The organism is Bacillus infantis (assembly GCF_008180445.1).
GTDB lineage: Bacteria > Bacillota > Bacilli > Bacillales > Cytobacillaceae > Bacillus_AB > Bacillus_AB infantis_B.
On the sequence record NZ_VTER01000022.1, the window covers coordinates 13,414 to 32,284 of the forward strand.

17 protein-coding genes and 1 riboswitch are annotated in these 18,871 nt (G+C 46.8%); of the genes, 2 read left to right on the top strand and 15 right to left on the bottom strand.

Translation table 11 applies throughout. The annotated features are described in order from the left end of the window. Positions 1–107: 107 nt before the first annotated feature. Positions 108–716 (bottom strand): succinate dehydrogenase cytochrome b558 subunit, encoded by a 609-nt coding sequence (locus tag FZD51_RS24980; RefSeq protein WP_148977148.1) that lies wholly within the window; start codon positions 714–716, stop codon positions 108–110. Between the two features lie 394 nt (positions 717–1,110). Between FZD51_RS24980 and FZD51_RS24985 the strand changes: the two genes are divergently transcribed. Continuing rightward, positions 1,111–1,560 (top strand): YslB family protein, encoded by a 450-nt coding sequence (locus FZD51_RS24985; RefSeq protein WP_187445896.1) that lies wholly within the window; start codon positions 1,111–1,113, stop codon positions 1,558–1,560. 146 nt (positions 1,561–1,706) lie between these two features. On the opposite strand, the gene FZD51_RS24990 is transcribed toward FZD51_RS24985, so the two are convergent. The 14 genes from FZD51_RS24990 to zapA all read right to left on the bottom strand — a co-directional run bounded on the left by FZD51_RS24990 (position 1,707) and on the right by zapA (position 17,302). After that, positions 1,707–2,939 carry an aspartate kinase gene (locus tag FZD51_RS24990; protein WP_148977150.1) on the bottom strand — a complete coding sequence of 411 codons (1,233 nt, stop codon included), beginning with the start codon at positions 2,937–2,939 and terminating at the stop codon, positions 1,707–1,709. Between the two features lie 146 nt (positions 2,940–3,085). Continuing rightward, positions 3,086–3,265, bottom strand: a riboswitch (Lysine riboswitch). Between the two features lie 69 nt (positions 3,266–3,334). After that, complete coding sequence (uvrC, locus tag FZD51_RS24995) at positions 3,335–5,107, bottom strand: excinuclease ABC subunit UvrC (protein WP_148977151.1); 1,773 nt, start codon at positions 5,105–5,107, stop codon at positions 3,335–3,337. A gap of 262 nt (positions 5,108–5,369) precedes the next feature. Further along, on the bottom strand, positions 5,370–5,684 hold the full coding sequence (gene trxA / locus FZD51_RS25000) for a thioredoxin (protein ID WP_009796020.1): 315 nt from the start codon (positions 5,682–5,684) through the stop codon (positions 5,370–5,372). A 272-nt stretch (positions 5,685–5,956) separates the two neighbouring features. Beyond that, positions 5,957–6,934, bottom strand: a complete 978-nt coding sequence (locus FZD51_RS25005; RefSeq protein WP_148977152.1) for an electron transfer flavoprotein subunit alpha/FixB family protein — start codon at positions 6,932–6,934, stop codon at positions 5,957–5,959. A 38-nt stretch (positions 6,935–6,972) separates the two neighbouring features. Continuing rightward, positions 6,973–7,746, bottom strand: a complete 774-nt coding sequence (locus FZD51_RS25010) for an electron transfer flavoprotein subunit beta/FixA family protein (protein WP_009796018.1) — start codon at positions 7,744–7,746, stop codon at positions 6,973–6,975. Between the two features lie 149 nt (positions 7,747–7,895). Next, entirely contained in the window at positions 7,896–8,669 is a 774-nt protein-coding gene (locus FZD51_RS25015) for an enoyl-CoA hydratase (protein WP_148977153.1), read from the bottom strand. Between the two features lie 51 nt (positions 8,670–8,720). Beyond that, positions 8,721–9,305, bottom strand: a complete 585-nt coding sequence (locus tag FZD51_RS25020; RefSeq protein WP_009796016.1) for a TetR/AcrR family transcriptional regulator — start codon at positions 9,303–9,305, stop codon at positions 8,721–8,723. Positions 9,306–9,586: 281 nt separating this feature from the next. Next, positions 9,587–11,290, bottom strand: a complete 1,704-nt coding sequence (locus FZD51_RS25025) for a long-chain-fatty-acid--CoA ligase (protein ID WP_148977154.1) — start codon at positions 11,288–11,290, stop codon at positions 9,587–9,589. Beyond that, on the bottom strand, positions 11,287–11,595 hold the full coding sequence (locus tag FZD51_RS25030) for a hypothetical protein (RefSeq protein ID WP_148977155.1): 309 nt from the start codon (positions 11,593–11,595) through the stop codon (positions 11,287–11,289). Before FZD51_RS25030 ends, FZD51_RS25025 begins: the two co-directional genes overlap by 4 nt. Positions 11,596–11,712: 117 nt before the next feature. Then, entirely contained in the window at positions 11,713–12,117 is a 405-nt protein-coding gene (locus FZD51_RS25035) for a DUF350 domain-containing protein (RefSeq protein ID WP_148977156.1), read from the bottom strand. Between the two features lie 14 nt (positions 12,118–12,131). Beyond that, the gene (locus FZD51_RS25040; protein WP_148977157.1) at positions 12,132–14,486 is read right to left on the bottom strand and encodes an endonuclease MutS2; all 2,355 of its coding nucleotides are present in this window, start codon (positions 14,484–14,486) and stop codon (positions 12,132–12,134) included. 92 nt (positions 14,487–14,578) lie between these two features. Beyond that, positions 14,579–16,297, bottom strand: a complete 1,719-nt coding sequence (gene polX / locus FZD51_RS25045; RefSeq protein WP_148977158.1) for a DNA polymerase/3'-5' exonuclease PolX — start codon at positions 16,295–16,297, stop codon at positions 14,579–14,581. A gap of 193 nt (positions 16,298–16,490) precedes the next feature. Then, positions 16,491–17,033, bottom strand: coding sequence for a CvpA family protein (locus FZD51_RS25050; protein WP_009796010.1), 543 nt, complete (start codon positions 17,031–17,033; stop codon positions 16,491–16,493). Between the two features lie 8 nt (positions 17,034–17,041). Then, positions 17,042–17,302 carry a cell division protein ZapA gene (gene zapA / locus FZD51_RS25055; RefSeq protein ID WP_022544258.1) on the bottom strand — a complete coding sequence of 87 codons (261 nt, stop codon included), beginning with the start codon at positions 17,300–17,302 and terminating at the stop codon, positions 17,042–17,044. A 221-nt stretch (positions 17,303–17,523) separates the two neighbouring features. Between zapA and rnhC the strand changes: the two genes are divergently transcribed. Next, positions 17,524–18,450 carry a ribonuclease HIII gene (gene rnhC / locus FZD51_RS25060; protein WP_148977159.1) on the top strand — a complete coding sequence of 309 codons (927 nt, stop codon included), beginning with the start codon at positions 17,524–17,526 and terminating at the stop codon, positions 18,448–18,450. Positions 18,451–18,871 lie beyond the last annotated feature (421 nt).

Sequence of the window (18,871 nt, forward strand, 5' to 3'; positions counted from 1 at the left end):
CATGGCTCACTCCCTCAATACTAGTACAGCTCTATTTCAAACTAAGCCTGAGCGCATTTTCCCATGCGCTATGCTGAAAATTACAAGATTTAAGCACTCTGAAACTCTTAAACAAATGCCGTGATTGCGCGGATCCCAACGATGGAAAGGGCAATGAAAATTGCGATTGTAACATAAGTGGAAATCAGCTGTGAACGAGGAGTAACGGTGATTCCCCAGCTTACTGCGAATGACCACAAACCGTTTGCAAAGTGGAATATTGTAGAAATAACGCCGACAATGTAGAACCAGAACATAAATGGATTCGACAAAATATTCTCCATCATCTGGAAGTTGACATCTGCGCCAAAAGCGGCAGCAACCCTTGTCTCCCACACATGCCAGGTAATGAAAATAAGCGTCACTACACCGGAAACACGCTGGAGCAGGAACATCCAATTGCGGAAATATGAGAATCTGCCAGCATTATTCTTAGCAGTAAAAGCAATATAAAGGCCATAGATCGCGTGGAACAGCAAAGGCAGGAAGATGACTACAGTTTCTAAGACATATCTGAATGGAAGCTGCTCCATAAAGTGTGCTGCCTTGTTAAACGATTCTTCTCCTCCTGTTGCAAAATGGTTCACTACAAGGTGCTGTACAAGAAACAGCCCAACTGGAATGACCCCAAGTAATGAATGCAGTCTGCGATTAAAAAACTCCCGATTACCTGCCATTGATTTACCCCCCCTGAATTTTGAAGAAATGATGCAAAGGCTTTTTCTATGAAAATATTATTTCTGGAAAATAGGGCCTTTCCACCATCGAGAAAATGTTAATTATTCATTTTCTTACAATTAAGTGACATGTCCATTTTACTCCCATCGGAATAGAGCGTCAAGAAAACGGATACATAAAATATATGATATAAATAAAATTTTTAAAATATATTGATATTATATAAAGAACGAAAAACCTCTATTTGGCTATGATTCCTAATGTATAGGAGAATATATTGAAATAGCATTTTTTTCTTATAGGACTGAAGCTGTTTTTTCTTGAATCAGTGCTTTATTTTTATCTGGATTGTATATAATAGAATCATAGAAAGAGGGGAGACGATTGAGCAATATGACATCTGCAGAAACAAAGGCTGAGCACGGGCCGGAAACCGTCCCTGCTTTCGGCTATGAATTGATCCGGGAAGAGATTCTTTCCGATATGCTCGGCAAGGATGCAGCCGAAATACTTTATTGGGCCGGCAAAAGGCTGGCAAGGAAATACCCGCTTGAATCGATGGAAGCAGTCATTGAGTTTTTTGAAAACGCCGGCTGGGGAAATCTTGCTGTTAAAGAAGAAAAAAGGAGCGAAATGGAGTTCCAGCTTTCAAGCCCATTGTTCGCCAGGCGCTTTAAGGAAAATCCTGATTGCACTTTTCAGCTCGAAGCCGGCTTTCTTGCACAGCAGCTGGAATCCCAGAAAGAACTGCTCTCTGAAGCCTTTGAGCATCCCAAAAAAAGGGGCGGCCTTGTCCTTTTCACAGTGAAGTGGGATAAAAAAGACCGCATCAGCCCGCTATAATGGATAAGCTGCTGTACTGTAAGCCCGTACTTAATACGCCGGCTGAAACAGCATAAAAGAAGGGATGGCACGAAGCGCGGCGCGCATCCGGGAGGAGATCCTTCCCCGATGCATCGAGCCCATGCGCATCTGCCACCTTTTTTGATTTAAACGCTCCTCGCCGGAGTGCCTGACAGTTCGAACGCTTCGTGGAGGGCTTCCACCGCTTTGACCATAGAGCTGTCACTGATGACCGTTGACACCTTGATCTCTGAAGTGCTGACCATCTTGACCTGGATCCCATTTGAAGAAAGCACTTCGAACATCTCCGCTGCCACCCCAGGATTCGACACCATTCCCGAACCGACAATAGACACTTTTGCAAGTCCTGATTCTGATTCAATCCGTTCATATTTCAGTATATCCCGATTATTTTCCAGAACCTTGAGAGTTTCTTCCAGATCATCATTTTTAATTGAAAAAGACAGGCTTCCTGTCTGCCCCTCAGCAACACTCTGAATAATGATGTCAACATTGATGTGATGGGCAGCAAGTGTCGTGAAGACAGTGGACAGGCCCTTCAGGCTGTCCTCGAGCCCCAGAATCGCTACCTTGGTGATCGCATTTTCAAAAGCTACTCCCCGTACAACTAAATTTTCTTCCATTGTTGGCTCCTCCTCAATGATCGTTCCTCTTTCCCTTTCAGTGCTTGATCTGACTTCAAGCGGCACTTCGTAGTTTTTGGCAAATTCCACTGCCCTCGGATGAAGCACACCTGCGCCGAGATTCGCAAGCTCAAGCATTTCGTCATAGGACAGGGACTGCAGCTTCCTTGCTCCTTTTACATAGCGCGGGTCCGTCGTATAGACGCCTGTCACATCTGTATAAATATCGCACTTATCCGCTTTCAGCACTGCTGCCAGCGCCACTGCCGTTGTATCGGAACCGCCGCGTCCAAGAGTGGAAATGCTCCCATCTTCTGTTACTCCCTGGAATCCGGCAACCACGACAATCTTTCCTTGATTAAGCTGAGTCTGGATTTTCTCCGGATCTATATGTACAATCCTTGCATTCCCATGCACAGCCTCAGTTTCTATTCCTGCCTGCCATCCAGTGAAGGAGATGCTTTCATAGCCTTTTTCGTTCAAAGCCATGCTTAAAAGGCTGATTGTCACCTGTTCACCAGTTGTAAGGAGCATATCCATTTCACGCTTGCTGGGCGAAGCAGAAATTCCCCTGGCCAGGCCGACAAGCTGGTCAGTCGTCTTCCCCATTGCAGATACAACAACGACTACGTCATTGCCTCTCTCTTTTTCTTCAATTGCGCGCTCTGCTGCATTCATGATTCTTTCTGTGCTGCCAACAGAAGTCCCTCCGAATTTCTGGACAATTAATCCCATCGTTTCTCCTTCTTTCATCTGGATATCGTTTTTCCGGCCGCCTGACATGTAAAAGAGAGGTCATCCATTGCTTTTTTGAACACAAAAAAGCAATGAGAATGACCATCTCATTGCTGTGTTTAAAATACATATAAAATATGCCCACACAGTGAGATAGCTCTCCAAGACGGCGCTGTCTTGACAATCCAGTATTTATTCAATACAGGACCAGAAAAGAAAGAAATGAGACTTCCTTTTCTTCGGCAAACATTCCCTTTCAAAGCTTTTCACAGAAACTCATCTTTCTCCAAGCTTTTACTGATGAAGTTTGCACCTCTACCTTCACTTTAATGCTATAAAGTGATATTGCTATAAAGTTGAAATCATTATATCATAGCGTTTTTTTTATATCAATGCTATTCAGATAATTTATTTTTCAATTCCTGTGCGACATTAGCCGGAATTCCGATAGCCGTAAATTCATCCAAGCCGGCTTCTTTCATTTTTTTTACAGATCCGAAGGTTTTCAAAAGCAGTTTCTTCCTCTTCTCGCCAATTCCGGGGATATCATCCAACAATGACTGGAAGGCGCTTTTTCCGCGGAGCTGGCGGTGGAAGGTGATGGCGAAGCGGTGGACCTCATCCTGGATCCGCTGCAGCAGATAAAACTCCTGGCTGTTCCGCTCAAGCGGAATGATCTCCAGCGGATTGCCGTACAGCAGCTGGGAAGTCCTGTGCTTTTCATCCTTGGCAAGGCCGGATATCGGGATATCAAGCCCGAGCTCATTTTCAAGTACATCCCTTACGGATTCAATATGGCCTTTCCCGCCGTCGACAATGATAAGATCCGGAATGGGCAGACCTTCTTTCAGCACTCTGGTGTACCGCCTCCTGACGGCCTCGCGCATGGATTCATAATCATCCGGGCCCTTGACTGTCTTGATCTTATATTTCCTGTATTCACGCTTTTCCGGTTTGCCGTCAATGAATACAATCATGGCGGAAACCGGGTCAGTGCCCTGGATATTCGAATTATCAAAAGCTTCAATCCGGTGCGGCGTATAAATGCCCAGCTGCAAGCCGAGATTTTCGACAGCCTTGATTGTCCTTTCCTCATCCCGTTCTATGAGCGAGAATTTCTCCTGCAGAGCGATCTTAGCATTTTTCCCTGCCAGCTTGACCAGATCTTTCTTTTGGCCGCGCTGCGGTTTCAGCACTTTTACTTCCAGGAGCTTTTCTGCCATTTCTTCATTGACAGTATCAGGCACCAGGATTTCCCGCGGTTTAAAATGGTTGGCCTTTGTATAAAACTGGCCCATGAAGGTGAGCATTTCTTCCTCCGGCTCACCGTATACCGGGAACAGCGAAACATCTCTTTCAATCAGCTTCCCCTGTCTGATAAAGAAGACCTGAACACACATCCAGCCTTTATCGACGGCAAATCCGAACACATCGCGGTCAGTGAAATCAGTCGATGTCATTTTCTGTTTTTCCATCGTCGCTTCAATATGGGCAATCTGGTCCCTCAGTTCCTTCGCCCTTTCAAAATCCAGTTCCTCTGCCGCAGCCGTCATTTTGACCGTAAGCTCTTTCTTGATGTCTTTGTAGCCGCCGTTCAAAAACCGTGCAATCTCGTCGACAATATCTTTATACTGCTTTTCGCTGACCGGCTTGACGCAGGGCGCCAGGCACTGGCCCATATGATAGTAGAGGCAGACCCTGTCAGGCAGGGTTGAACACTTCCTCAGCGGATAGATCCGGTCGAGCAGCTTCTTCGTTTCATTAGCCGCCTGGACATTCGGATAGGGCCCAAAATACTTCCCTTTGTCTTTTTTGACATTCCGGGTTGTGATCAGCCTAGGATGGAGTTCAGCTGTCAGCTTGATGAACGGGTAGCTTTTGTCGTCCTTCAGCATGACATTGTATTTAGGGTCATATTTTTTGATCAGGTTCATTTCAAGAATGAGGGCTTCCATATCTGATGATGTGACAATATATTCGAAATCCTCAATTTCATTTACCAGGCGGAGCGTTTTGCCGTCATGTGAACCGGTAAAGTAAGAGCGGACACGGTTCTTCAGTACCTTTGCCTTCCCAACGTAAATCACGGTGTCCTGCCTGTCCTTCATAAGGTAGCAGCCAGGCTGGTCCGGCAGCAGCATCAGCTTATTCTTGATTGTTTCGTTCATATTTTCACCCCCGCTGCAAAATCAATCTATATACACGCATTGCGTTACAATTCTTTAGATGCCGCCCTTCCATTTTAATAAAAATAACAAAAGGAAAAAAGCAATAAAGGAAAGGAGAGCAAGATTACTATTATAAAAATTCCACAGTACTGCGTCAATATTTTCTTTCTTTATGAAAACTTCCAGCCCGGCATCAGGAGACATAAGGACATATTATACATAACAAAACCCCGGCTCTTAGAACCGGGGCCATCTTCAATGTTTACGCGTGCTTTGAAAGAAGTTCGGAAAGAGCTTCTTTTGGCTGGAAGCCGACAACTTTGTCAACGACTTCGCCATCTTTAAGGACCAGCAGTGTAGGGATGCTCATGACACCGAACTTGCCTGCTGTTTCCTGGTTTTCATCAACATCAATCTTGACGATTTTCACTTTGTCGCTCATTTCGCTGTCAAGCTCTTCAAGCACAGGTGCAATCATTTTGCATGGTCCGCACCATGGTGCCCAGAAGTCAGCAAGAACCAGGCCGGAGCCAGTTTCTGTTGCAAAAGTTTGATCAGTCGCATTTGTAATTGCCATAATATATGCCTCCTAAAAAGTATAGAGTTTGCCGGGAAGTCCCGTCTGGATTCAGATTGAACAATACAGTTTTCCCGGGCAGCATATCTATGCCTGGCTGCCCAATCAAACCGCCAGCTCGAATTCTAATGACAGTATATCACCGTTTCCCTGACGAAGCTAATAATCTGTTTCGTCCGTAATATACCCTTTTAACACTGATATATTCATGGTTTAACCCAGAATTAAACCAGGGGCCAAAAGAGAAAGAGCGGCTCGTGCCGCTCCCCTCATTATGCGTTTACAACGACTTTCCTGAATTCCTCGGTCAGCAGCGGGAGCACTTCAAACAAGTCTCCGACGATCCCGTAGTCTGCCACTTTGAAGATATTTGCTTCAGGGTCTTTATTGATGGCTACAATCACCTTTGAATTGGACATCCCCGCTAAATGCTGGATGGCTCCGGAGATGCCGCATGCGATATAAAGATCAGGGGTAACAACTTTTCCAGTCTGGCCGATCTGAAGTGAATAATCACAGTACTCTGCATCACAGGCACCGCGGGAAGCCCCGACCGCTCCTCCAAGAAGATCTGCAAGCTCCTTCAACGGCCCGAAGCCGTCCTCACTCTTGACGCCGCGGCCTCCTGCTACAATTACTTTCGCTTCAGAGAGGTCCACCCCTTCAGAAGCTTTTCTTACCACTTCTTTAATGATGGTGCGCAGGTCTTTGATTTCAGCAGAAAGTGAAGCTGTATCCCCAGTGCGTGACTCATCCTTTTCAAGCGGTGCGATATTATTAGGCCTGATTGTTGCAAAGATCAGCCCGTCTGTAATGATCTTCTTTTCAAAAGCTTTGCCTGAATAGATCGGGCGTGTGAATACAATATTTCCGCCGCTTTCTTCGACGCTGACTGCATCAGAGATGAGGCCGGATTCAAGCTTTGCTGCAATCCTCGGCGACAGGTCTTTCCCAAGCGCTGTATGTCCGAACACGATCCCTTCCGGATTTTCCGAATCCACCACAGCCAGGAGTGCCTGTGAAAAGCCGTCTGAACTATATTGCTTCAGCTTTTCGTCCTCCACAGTAACAACCCTGTCTGCACCGTACTGAATCAGCTCTGCTCCCAATGAGCTGACTGAATCCCCGATCAGAACACCGACAACCTCTCCTCCTTCAGATGCAGTTTTGGCAGCTGCAATCGCTTCGAACGATACATTCCGCAATGATCCGTCCCTGACTTCGCCCAATACCAATACTTTTCTAGCCATTTTGTGTACCTCCTGAGTATTTATTCTGTATCAATGAATTAAATGACTTTCGCTTCAGTGTGAAGAAGGCTGACAAGCTCTTTGACCTGGTCTTCAAGGTCGCCCTCCAGCACTTTACCGGCTTCCTTCTTAGGAGGAAGATATATTTCAATGGTCTTTGTCTTCGCCTCTACATCATCTTCTTCGAGGTCAAGATCATCCAGCTCAAGCTCCTCAAGCGGCTTTTTCTTTGCCTTCATGATGCCCGGCAGAGAAGGGTATCTTGGTTCATTCAAGCCCTGCTGAGCTGTAGCAAGAAGAGGAAGGCTTGTTTCAATCACTTCAGAATCACCTTCAACATCGCGGACGATCGTTGCTGTTGTACCGCTGATGTCCAGTTTCGTGATAGTAGTGATATAAGGGATATCCAGCAGCTCTGCGACACGGGGGCCAACCTGGCCAGAGCCGCCGTCAATGGCCACATTTCCTGCCAGGATCAAATCGGCTTCTTTGTCCTTTAGGTATTCGGACAGGATCTTGGCTGTTGTGAATTGGTCTCCTGCTTCCACATCATCTTCCGTATTGATAAGGACCGCTTTATCAGCTCCCATCGCAAGTGCAGTGCGGAGTTGCTTTTCAGCTTCCTCCGTGCCTACTGAAATGACCGTTACTTCGCCGCCATGCTCATCCCTCACCTGGATCGCTTCCTCGACGGCATACTCATCGTACGGATTAATGATGAATTCTGCGCCGTCCTCATTGATCTGGCCGCCTGAAATGGAAATTTTCTCCTCAGTATCAAAGGTTCTTTTCAATAAGACATAAATGTTCATTATGTTCCCTCCCAAATTGATAGGTTAGATGAATTGAAGAATTGTTTGCGTTTACATTTTAGAAAAAAATATCAGTTTAAAAGATTGGGAAAATTCAAGGCGGAGTAAATCCCCAGCCATGAACTGAGGTAAATACTCTTTAACAGCACCTATTTTCCTTTGAAAGCAGGCTCTCTTTTTTCGATGAAAGCAGAGATCCCTTCCTGTCCATCTTCAGAGGCGAATACATTTCCGAAGAGTTCAGCTTCTTTTTCCACCCCGTTATAAAACTCAGCATGCTTGGAATGGCTGAGAAGCTCAATTGCAGCTTTCAAAGCAACCGGGCTCTTCCTTGCAATTTTCTTTGCCATATTGAACGCATTCTCCAGCAGCTCTTCTTCCGGGAATGCGTGGTTGGCCAAGCCGTACTGGACAGCCTGGATGCCTGTGATCGGATCACTTGTGAACAGCATTTCCGCTGCCCGTGCAGATCCTACCAGCCTCGGCAGCCGCTGTGTGCCGGCAAAGCCCGGGACAAGGCCCAGCTGAAGCTCTGGAAGGCCCAGCTTGGCTGTTTCGGAAACAAGCCTGAAATGGCAGCCCATGGCAAGCTCGAGGCCCCCTCCAAGCGCAGCTCCGTGAATGGCGGCAATGATCGGCTTTGGAAATGATTCCATCCTTTCGAACAGATCCTGGCCGAACTTGCCCAGTTTAGAAAAGTCGCCGCTGGACTCTACCTCTGTAAATTCTTTGATGTCAGCGCCCGCTGAGAAGAAACGGCCTTCCCCATGGATGAGGACCACCCGGATCTCGTCAGTTTCTTCAATTTCATCCAATACACTGGAAAGCTCTTTAAGCACGCCGGAAGAAAGCGCGTTTGCAGGAGGCCGGCTGATTGCAATCTCGGCAACCATATCCTGATGCGACCAAGTTAAATACTCCATGTTTACCCTCCTATAATCGTCGGTTTACTCTTATATCAGAGTCTGCCTTCCCTAACGGCTGGAACAGCCGTGCACAAGCAGTTTATGGACAGCAGGGGCCAGATCCGTCAGGCTGTACTTTTGGTCATTCATGACCCAGGTTGTTACGGTTTCGTCAATTGTGCCAAAAATCATCTGTCTGGCCAGCCTGATATCAAGTGAGGGTGAAAACTCCCCGGTTTCAATCCCTGATGCAAGGATCTGATCGATCGCCTTCAAATAGCCTTTCAGCACGTCATTGATTTTTAAGCGCAGATCTTTATTGGACTGCCTTAATTCAAGCTGGGTGACAATGGCCAGATGGTGATCCTCAGATAAAAGCTTGAAATGATTTTCAACCATCATTAATAATTTCTCTGTAGCTGAGTCATTTCCTGCAATATTCTGTTCGATTTTTTCAACAAAGGATCCCATTTTCTCTTCAAAAAGTGAAATCAGGATATCTTCCTTATTCTTAAAATATAAGTATATCGTCCCATCAGCCACCCCGGCCTGCCTCGCAATTTTCGAAACCTGTGCCTGGTGGTAGCCGTTTTCTGCTATAACGACTACAGCAGCTTCAATGATTTGCATATATTTAGGTTTATTCTTCTTCAACATTTTTCCCCCGTTCCATTTATCAAAAAGCGCAAAGAAAGGGATAATGCTGTCATGCAGATTGTTCCTTTGTGCTAAAATGAATGAATCATCATTCATATTTTTATAATAGTATTTCAAGCAAAAGTTGTCAAGAATTTGTCATGATAATTTTCTTATCGGCGCTGAGGCGGACAAGCTCTATTTTTCAAAATAAAGAGTCCGAATGAAGATCCGGCCTCAGGAAGGGTCTGAACCTGTTTGTTTATACTTTACTCTATTATCCGCTATTTTAAAAATGATCAGGCTTGCTTTTTCTGTTCTTCTTCCAATTTCTTTTTCTCTTCTTCTACAAGCGCCCGGCGAAGTATTTTTCCGACGGCTGTTTTCGGGAGCTCACTCCTGAATTCATAAATCCTTGGAACCTTGTAGGCAGCAAGATGTTTCCTCGCAAACTCATTCAATTCTTCTTCGGATGCCTCATGCCCTTCTTTCATGACTATATAGGCTTTGACCGTTTCCCCCCTGTATGGGTCAGGGATCCCTGCAGCCACAACTTCCTGTACGCCCGGATGTTCATAGATGACTTCTTCTATTTCACGCGGGTAAATATTGAAGCCGCCGGCAATGATCATATCTTTTTTGCGGTCCACAACATAGAAATAGCCTGATTCGTCCATATACCCAAGATCACCTGTAAGGAGCCAGCCGTCCCTTAAAGTCTGGGCCGTATCCTCCGGACGGTTCCAGTAGCCTTTCATGACTTGAGGGCCCTTTACTGCTATTTCCCCGACTTCCCCGGGAGGCAGCTTTTCGCCATTTTCCATTGAGAACACCGCAGCATCTGTATCAGGCCAGGGCACACCAATGCTTCCTTTAACCCGCGGACGGTCCCAAAGATAGTTAGAATGGGTGACCGGCGAAGATTCTGTCAGCCCGTAGCCTTCAACAAGCTTTCCTCCCGTCACTTCCTCAAAACGCTGCTGTACTTCAACCGGCAGGGGAGCTGAGCCGCTGATGCAGGAATCGATCGATGACAGGTCATATTTCTGAAGATCCGGATGGTTGAGAAGCCCTATATAGATGGTTGGCGCCCCGGGAAACAGGGTTGGCCTTTGCTTTTGGATGGTTTTCAAGGTTGTCTCGGCATCAAATTTCGGCAGCAGGACCATCTTATATGCCTGCATAATGGAAAGGATCATAACAGTGGTCATGCCGTACACATGAAAAAACGGCAGCAGGCCGAGAACGATTTCTTCCCCGCGGCGGCATTTGTAAAGCCAGGCCTGGCACATGGAAGCGTTGCTGACAAGATTCCTGTGGGTAAGCATGACCCCTTTGGGGAATCCTGTGGTCCCGCCTGTATACTGCAGAAGGGCGATATCTTCTTCATAGTCGAAGCTATGCTCCTTCAGGCTGCCGATGGGACGCTTCAATATTTCCTTCAGCAAATGGTTATTTCCTTCATGCTTCACATTGACTACGATGCCATATTGCTTTTTCTGGATATACGGGTAGATAAGATTCTTCGGGAAAGGGAGAGCATCTTTGATAGCGGTTACAACAATATGCTCGATCTCTGTTTTTGGGACAGCCTTTGAAACACGCGGATACAGAATATCAAGTGTTATGATGGCTTTTGCCCCGGAGTCTTTCATCTGGTACTCAATTTCTCTTTCCATATAGAGCGGATTGGTCTGGACTACAACCCCGCCCGCTATCAGGATGCCATAGTAGCTGATGACTGACTGCGGGGTATTGGGGAGCATGATGGCCACTCTGTCCCCTTTTTCGATGCCCAGCCACTGAAGATAGGAGGCAAGCTTGAGTGCCTGCTCATACACCTCCTTGAACGTAAATTCCCTGCCCATAAAGTGAATGGCGCTTTTGGTTGGAAACTCCTCTGCTGCTCTTTTTAAATACTGCTGCACCGGTTCGTCTGTGTATGTCAAAGTCGGGGGGATATCTTCCGGATAGCTTTGAAGCCAAGGCCTTTCTTCTGTCATTTTTTTCCCTCCTTCAAAAATGATTTGTTAGAACATTCTAACTGTTCCCATTCATTATAGTATAAGGGAATAATCATGACAATCTGTATGAGCCAAAGGACCTGCTGTTTGGTTTTTAAAAAGGCTTTGTTAAACATTGTCGTTAATTCTGGGCTCATTTTACCCAGATATGCTGAAATGCGTGTGAAACAGAGTTTCACACGCATGAGACCAAAATCAACAAGGTACACTAACATAGCCTTTAAAAATAAAAAAACTGCAGGCACGTCCGCCTGTGCGGGTTTGCCTGCAGTTTTTGCCGCCATATGCCGGCGGCCAGCTTTATGCGATGAAAAATATATACACGGCTCCGATGACTATAAATAATCCGCAAAGCACCAGAAGAATTTTCGCCAATTTTTCCACAGTTCTCCCGCTCCCTGTTAGATGCCTGCCCCGATAACATATGACAATCCGATTGAAATGACCATGGATATGAATCCGACCGCCTTGTTATTATTTTCGATTTCTTCATCGATCCTGAACTTCGGGGTCAGGAATTCATAAATGAAGTAGCCTGTCAGCAACAGGAAAAACCCGAAGACCCCCCAGCCGATCATGGTAAAAAGTGAATCATGCTGAGAAATGGAATGTCTGAAAATGTTCGCGATCCCGAATATCTTTCCCCCTGTTGCCATGGCTACAGCAATATTGCCTTTTTTGATTTCTTCCCAGTTTTTATATTTAGTGACAAGTTCAAAAATGGCCAAAAACACAATCATGCACAAAATGACGACGCTATAGTATGCCGCTGTCTGGATATACTCATTTTCCCAAAAACCGTTCATTCAGACTCTCCCCATCATTTGAACTCCACCACGGTTACACCTGATCCGCCTTCACCCGCTTCCCCGAAACGGATCCGCTTTACAGACCGGTGGTTCTTCAAGTATTCCTGCACTCCCTGGCGCAGAGCCCCTGTCCCTTTTCCATGAATGATCGAGACGCGGGGATAATTGGACAATAGCGCATCATCAATATATTTTTCGACTCTGATCAGCGCATCCTCATACCGCTCGCCGCGCAGGTCCAGTTCAAGGCCTACATGGGAGTCCCTGCCTTTTACGATGGCCATCGCCTTGGTTTCCTTCGGCTTTGGACTTTTAATAAATTCCAGGTCCCGTTCTTTTACCTTCATTTTCAGGATGCCGATCTGGACCTGCCACTCATCATCTGAAGCTCTTTCCAGAAGCTGCCCTTTTTGGCCAAACGTCAGTACCTTCACTTCATCCCCGGCTGCAAAGTCATGCTTGTCAGACTTTCTTGCCTCTTTTTTGCTTTTGCTGACTTTCGGTGCAGCATCCTCCAGCTTTTTCCGGGCGTCGATCAGCTCATGCTCCTTCACTTCCGCATGCTTTTCGATGCGCATCTTTCTGAGATCACGGATGATTTCTTCTGCTTCCGCTTTCGCCTTCTCAACAATGTCAGCGGCTTTGGCAGCAGCCTTTTCCTGCATCTCGTCCTTTTGCTCATAATACTCCATCATCTGCTTTTGCATATCCTTATGGAGCATGTCAGCGCCGCGCAGCAGCTCGTGAGCCTCTTCCAGCTCTTTTTCCGCCTGGCGCCTGCTGTCTTCAAGAGACGCGATCATGTTCTCAATCTGGCTGCTGTCCTCGCTTACATGGGAGCGTGCAGATTCGATGACTGAATTATCGAGGCCAAGGCGCCTGGAGATTTCAAAGGCATTGCTACGGCCCGGCACCCCGATCAGGAGCTTATAAGTGGGGCTGAGCGTCTCAATATCGAATTCGACACTGGCATTGATAACTCCTTCCCTGTTATAGCCATAAGCCTTCAGTTCAGGATAATGGGTCGTCGCAATCACGCGGCTGCCCCTTTTATATACCTCATCAAGGATGGAAATGGCAAGGGCTGCCCCTTCCTGCGGATCTGTCCCGGCTCCAAGCTCATCGAAAAGGACAAGGCTTTCAAAATCCGCCTTGGCTAAAATATCAACAATATTGACCATATGTGAAGAAAATGTACTTAAGCTTTGTTCAATAGACTGCTCATCTCCGATATCGGCATAGACAGCACCGAATACAGACACCTCTGAGCCATCCAGAGCAGGAATCTGCAGGCCGGCCTGGGCCATCAGCGTACACAATCCCACAGTCTTAAGCGTTACAGTCTTTCCTCCGGTATTCGGTCCGGTAATCACAATGGTTGTGTAGTCCTTGCCTAAGGAAATATCGTTAGCCACCGCTTCATCTATCGGCAAAAGCGGATGCCTTGCCTTGAATAGATTGATCCTTCGCTCATTATTCACTTCCGGCTTGGATGCTTTAAGCCTCCTGCTGTACCTTCCTTTTGCAAACATAAAGTCAACCTCGGCCAGGACCTCGACGATCGTATCGAGCTCAGGCTGATAGGCCGCCGTCCGTCCGGAAAGTTCAACGAGTATGCGCTCTATTTCCTGCTGTTCCTTCACCCTGATGCCCTGCAGCTCGTTGTTCAGCTGCACGATTGCCTGCGGTTCAATGAACAGCGTCTGCCCTGATGAACTTTGATCGTGGATAATCCCCCCGTAATGGCCGCGGTATTCCTGTTTGACCGGGATGACAAAACGGTCATTCCGGATGGTGATAATGGCATCTGACAGCATTTTCGCCGCATTGGAAGAGCGGATCATGCTCTCCAGCCGTTCACGCACACGTGACTCCCTTGTGCGAAGCTGTGTTCTGATGGACCGGAGGGCATCGCTCGCACTATCCAGCATTTCGCCGTTTTCATCGATTGCCATGCGGATGGCCTCTTCAAGCTCAGCCAGCACGATTACCCTATCCATATACTCAGTCAGTATCGGCAGCTCAGATTCTTCGTTTGAAAAATCATCAACAAAGCGCTTCAGCTGTCTGCTTGCATGGACGGTGCTTGCAATCTGCACCAGTTCCTGGGGGCTCAGCATGCCTCCAATCACTGATCTTTTTACATGGGGACGGATATCAAAAATGCCTCCAAGCGGAATATTGCCTTTTATCCGCAGCACTTTAACCGCTTCATCTGTTTCCTCCTGCAGCCGCACCACTTCTTCGTAATCAGCAGAAGGAAGGAGCACTTCTGCTTTGCTCCGTCCAAGCGAAGATGAAACATGCTCAAGCAGCTGCTCCCTGACTTTATTAAATTCAAGCACCTTAAGCACCCGTGAATCCATGGAGTAATTCCTCCCTTTTTCTTTCTAGTCCTTCTCTATATATAAGCCCTTAAGTCCGGCTGTTGATTCTCCGCCTTCGACAAAGGGATCACTCAATCATTCCGTTTAAGGAAGGAAACAAGTTCTTCCATGCTGTAAGCATTTATCACATTTTCCTTCCTCAGCCATGCCTTCCTTCCTGCTGCAGCACCGATTTCCATATGGATGAGAGTGTCAAGCTTATGCGCATCTGTATTGATGACAAGCTTCACTCCCGCCTCCTGTGCCTTCCTCAGGTGTTCTGCGGCCAGATCAAGCCGGTTGGGGTTTGCGTTCAGCTCCAGGGCAGTATTTGTCTCCCTGGCAAGCTCGATCAGCATCTCCATATCCACCTGATAGCCTTCCCTCCGGCCGATCAGCCTGCCGGTCGGGTGGGCGATGATATCCACATGGCCGTTCATAAGGGCCGTCTTCAGACGTTCCATTATTTTATCCTTAGGCTGGCTGAAGGAGGAATGGATCGAGGCGATGACCACATCAACTTCTGCCAGCAAGTCATCTTCAAAATCGAGCGTCCCATCCGGAAGGATATCCATCTCGATCCCTGTCAGGATTTTGAGATCGTCATATTTTTCATTCAAGCTCCTGATTGCTTCCATTTGCTTTCTCAGTCTTTCCGGAGTCAGTCCATTTGCTACCTTCAGGTACTGGGAATGATCAGTGATGGCCAAATATTGATAGCCTCTTTTGCGGCATGCCTCTGCCATTTCTTCAATTGTGTGGGCACCATCGCTCCAGGTGGAGTGCATATGAAGATCTCCCTTTATATCATCCAGGGAAATGAGCTCCATGCCTGCCTTAAAATCTTCTACCTCACGGCCGTCCTCGCGGATTTCCGGAGGAATGAAAGGAAGGCCGAAATGCGCGTAAAAGGCTTCTTCATCCTTAAAAGTAAGGACTTCGCCCGTTTCAGCATTCTCAACACCATACTCACTTATTTTTTCTCCGCGTTCCTTTGCCAGCTGGCGCATGCGCACATTATGGTCCTTGGAGCCGGTAAAATGATGGAGCGCAGTCGCAAATTCATCCTGTGATACGATCCTGAAATCAGCAGACACATCATACTGATGATCAAATGTCAGCGAGACCTTTGTGTCGCCTGCAGCAATGACATCCTTAATGCCTGGAAGGCTGAGCAGGGCTTCTTTCACTGATGAAGGATCATCGGAAGCAATGATAAAATCAAGATCCTTGACTGTTTCCCTCATCCTTCGCAGGCTGCCTGCCCTGGAGAACCGGATGATTGATTCCATCCCGGCAAGCCTTGCTTCAATATCCTCTGCAATCGGCAGCATAAAGGCAGCCGGGAGACGGTCCGGCCTTTTGCCGGCATTGGCCAGCGCTTCAAGGATCTTTTCCTCTGTTTTCTTCCCGAAGCCTGCAAGCGCCTGAACCCTGCCGTCCCTGCATGCCTGCTCAAGGTCTGCAGCGTCCTCGACCCCAAGCTCCTTATAGAGCTTCGCTATCTTCTTGCCGCCAAGTCCCGGCAGCTGGAGCAGCGGGATAAGGCCTGCAGGCACTTCCTCCTGCAGCTCCTTCAGCACGGTTGATGTTCCTTCTTCGATATATTCCTCGATGACCGCAGCCGTCCCTTTACCGATACCGGAGAGCTTGGTGAAATCCTTTATTTCTGAAAACTTGTCATCATTTGCTTCCAGGGCTCCTGCAGCCTTCCTGAAGGCTGCGACCTTGAACGGATTTTCACCCTTCAATTCCATATATACTGCTATTGTCTCCAATAGTCTTACCACATCTTTTTTATTCGGGTTCATTTTCTGCACCTGCCTTTAGAACATTCTCTCTCCTTATCCTTACCCTGAAACAGCGATTATTCTCCCATTCCATCCAGGAGAGCATATAAGTATAATAGCAAACATAATCTTCTATCACGATTTTTTAAAAAACCTGGGTTAAACATTGCTGACAAAGCATTATAAAAAGAAAACTTCTCTGCTCAAAGAGAAGTTATGCAGCCTTATATTCAATCCACATTTCCTTTAACTGCTGCGAAAGTGCAGGTGTATGGTTTATGATGAACTTTGCCGTGCCTGAATCATCGATCGGCTGCTGGACTGCTTCCACAGGGAGCAGTGCTCCTATGTATAACAGGATAAAAATGATAAGATAGACTTCAGCAAAACCGAGCAGTCCGCCTGCCCAAACATTGAGCTGCTTCAGCACAGGCAGTGAAGATACAAAATCCAGCATGCTGCCGATGATCTGCAGAATGATCCTCACAGCAAAAAAAATCACGACAAAAGCTATGGCGCGATAATAGGCATCCTCCATATTGGCATTGTCGAAAAACAGCTGAAGGGAAGAATCGCTTCCAAAATTCGGGTAGGGCACCCAGAGGTTCAGCTTTGGAGCGAGGTCATCATAGTACATATTTGCTGCAATAAAAGCAACGATGAAGCCTGCTAAATGGATGAGCTGAAGGATAAAACCCCTTTTTAATCCCATAAAAAATCCAAAAACCAGTAATATCAAAATGGCGAGATCCAACATGACCCTGTTCAGTCCTTTACTCTTTTTAATTCATCTTCAAGCCGTTCAAGGCGGTCTAATATCTTAATATAATCATTTACGGCATTGACTGCCGTCAGGACGGCAAGCTTGCTGCTGTCAAGTGAAGGATTCATGGAGCTTATTTCGCGCATCTTTTCATCAACCATCGAAGCGACAAGCCGGATATGACCTGAGCTTTCCTGGCCGACGATGACATACTGCTGTCCATAAATATCAACACTTGTGCGGTTTTTCTGCGTATCTGACAACGCTAATGCCCCCATTCCTTCCAAATCCTAATCTATATGATAACATGAACGTAAAAGAGTGGGAAGTCAAAGCCTGTCAAATTAAGCCGCATCAAGGGGAATGCTGCTGTTTTTTATGGATCGTTTAAATGTAGACTGATGCTGGAGTTGATTGGCGGATTCCATTTTGGCCTGTAAAGTTTTGTTTATACATATATATTTCTTTTCTAGGAGTGGTAGATATGAGCCATGTTGTACTTCAGAAACATCCTTCGGAAATCGAGGAAATGAAAGCTTACTATAAGCCGAACCTGACCGGAAAAACACCACAGGGAGGCATTTTTGCCGCCAAAACGGCAAACTGCAGCATAACTGCATATAAATCCGGGAAGGTGCTTTTCCAAGGGGCCGGCTCTGCATCAGAAGCGGCAAAATGGGGAAGCCCTGCCGAAAAAAAGGCGGCATCACCCAAAAGCCCCCAAGGCTCCCGCCTTCCGCCTTCTTTTGAAAGCCTTTCTGTCATCGGATCCGATGAGGTCGGAACAGGCGATTATTTCGGGCCAATCACTGTTGTTGCGGCTTATGCAAAAAAAGAAAGCCTCCCGCTGCTTAAGGAACTTGGCGTAAAAGATTCAAAACATCTGAAAGACGACCAGATCATCAGGATTGCCAAGGAAATAAAAGAGGTTGTTCCGTACAGCCTGCTGACGCTTAAAAACAGCAAATACAACCAGCTTCAGCAGTCAGGCATGTCCCAGGGGAAGATCAAAGCGCTGCTTCACAACCAGGCGATCGGCAATGTGCTGAAAAAAATGGCACCAGAAAAGCCTGAAGCCATCCTGATTGACCAGTTTGCAAAAGAAGATGTCTATTATAGACATCTTCAAGGACAGTCTGTGGTACAAAGGGAAAATGTCTTTTTCAGCACAAAGGCTGAAGGCATCCACCTCTCGGTCGCCGCCGCCTCCATTCTGGCCCGCTACGCCTTCCTGCGGTATTTCGACAAGCTCAGTGAAGAAGCCGGATTTACCCTGCCAAAAGGGGCCGGGGCTCAGGTGGATAAAGCTGCGGCACGGCTGATCAAGGCTAAAGGAAAGCATGTTCTGCCTAACTTTGTGAAATTGCATTTCGCTAATACAGAAAAAGCTTCACGGATTGCGGGCATTTAATGGCAAGAAAGAATTAAGTTCGCAGGAAGGTTTTCAGTAATTATGGGGCTGTTGATCTGCACTCCAGGCACTTCGCTTTCCGCGGGGCGAAGTTGAGCCTCCTCGCGCTGCGCGCTGTGGGGTCTCAACATTTCCGCTGCAATCCCGGTCGAGTAAGCGGGAGCACATTCAGTTTTCCCTGCAGTGCTCCTCACTCCTCACAGAACCGTGCGTGCAGTATTACCGCACACGGCTCTTCCTATCATCCTTCACAGACTATAACCAATGTCATCTCTTAGTTTATAGATATTCACTTTTATCCTCGGTTTAGGCAAAGGGTACTTTTCAAGGAATAATTTAAATTTCTCCCAGCTGAAAGACTTCCTTTGGCTTCTCCGATTCATCCACTTAAAGAGTAGTTTCCGGATTCTATCCAGGAAGT

Excerpts from the sequence above, each read along its gene's own strand:
- FZD51_RS24980 (WP_148977148.1), bottom strand. The coding sequence starts at position 716 with ATGGCAGGTAATCGGGAGTTTTTTAATCGCAGACTGCATTCATTACTT.
- FZD51_RS24985 (WP_187445896.1), top strand. The coding sequence starts at position 1,111 with ATGACATCTGCAGAAACAAAGGCTGAGCACGGGCCGGAAACCGTCCCT.
- FZD51_RS24990 (WP_148977150.1), bottom strand. The coding sequence starts at position 2,939 with ATGGGATTAATTGTCCAGAAATTCGGAGGGACTTCTGTTGGCAGCACA.
- uvrC (WP_148977151.1), bottom strand. The coding sequence starts at position 5,107 with ATGAACGAAACAATCAAGAATAAGCTGATGCTGCTGCCGGACCAGCCT.
- trxA (WP_009796020.1), bottom strand. The coding sequence starts at position 5,684 with ATGGCAATTACAAATGCGACTGATCAAACTTTTGCAACAGAAACTGGC.
- FZD51_RS25005 (WP_148977152.1), bottom strand. The coding sequence starts at position 6,934 with ATGGCTAGAAAAGTATTGGTATTGGGCGAAGTCAGGGACGGATCATTG.
- FZD51_RS25010 (WP_009796018.1), bottom strand. The coding sequence starts at position 7,746 with ATGAACATTTATGTCTTATTGAAAAGAACCTTTGATACTGAGGAGAAA.
- FZD51_RS25015 (WP_148977153.1), bottom strand. The coding sequence starts at position 8,669 with ATGGAGTATTTAACTTGGTCGCATCAGGATATGGTTGCCGAGATTGCA.
- FZD51_RS25025 (WP_148977154.1), bottom strand. The coding sequence starts at position 11,290 with ATGACAGAAGAAAGGCCTTGGCTTCAAAGCTATCCGGAAGATATCCCC.
- FZD51_RS25030 (WP_148977155.1), bottom strand. The coding sequence starts at position 11,595 with ATGGCGGCAAAAACTGCAGGCAAACCCGCACAGGCGGACGTGCCTGCA.
- FZD51_RS25035 (WP_148977156.1), bottom strand. The coding sequence starts at position 12,117 with ATGAACGGTTTTTGGGAAAATGAGTATATCCAGACAGCGGCATACTAT.
- FZD51_RS25040 (WP_148977157.1), bottom strand. The coding sequence starts at position 14,486 with ATGGATTCACGGGTGCTTAAGGTGCTTGAATTTAATAAAGTCAGGGAG.
- polX (WP_148977158.1), bottom strand. The coding sequence starts at position 16,297 with ATGAACCCGAATAAAAAAGATGTGGTAAGACTATTGGAGACAATAGCA.
- FZD51_RS25050 (WP_009796010.1), bottom strand. The coding sequence starts at position 17,033 with ATGTTGGATCTCGCCATTTTGATATTACTGGTTTTTGGATTTTTTATG.
- rnhC (WP_148977159.1), top strand. The coding sequence starts at position 17,524 with ATGAGCCATGTTGTACTTCAGAAACATCCTTCGGAAATCGAGGAAATG.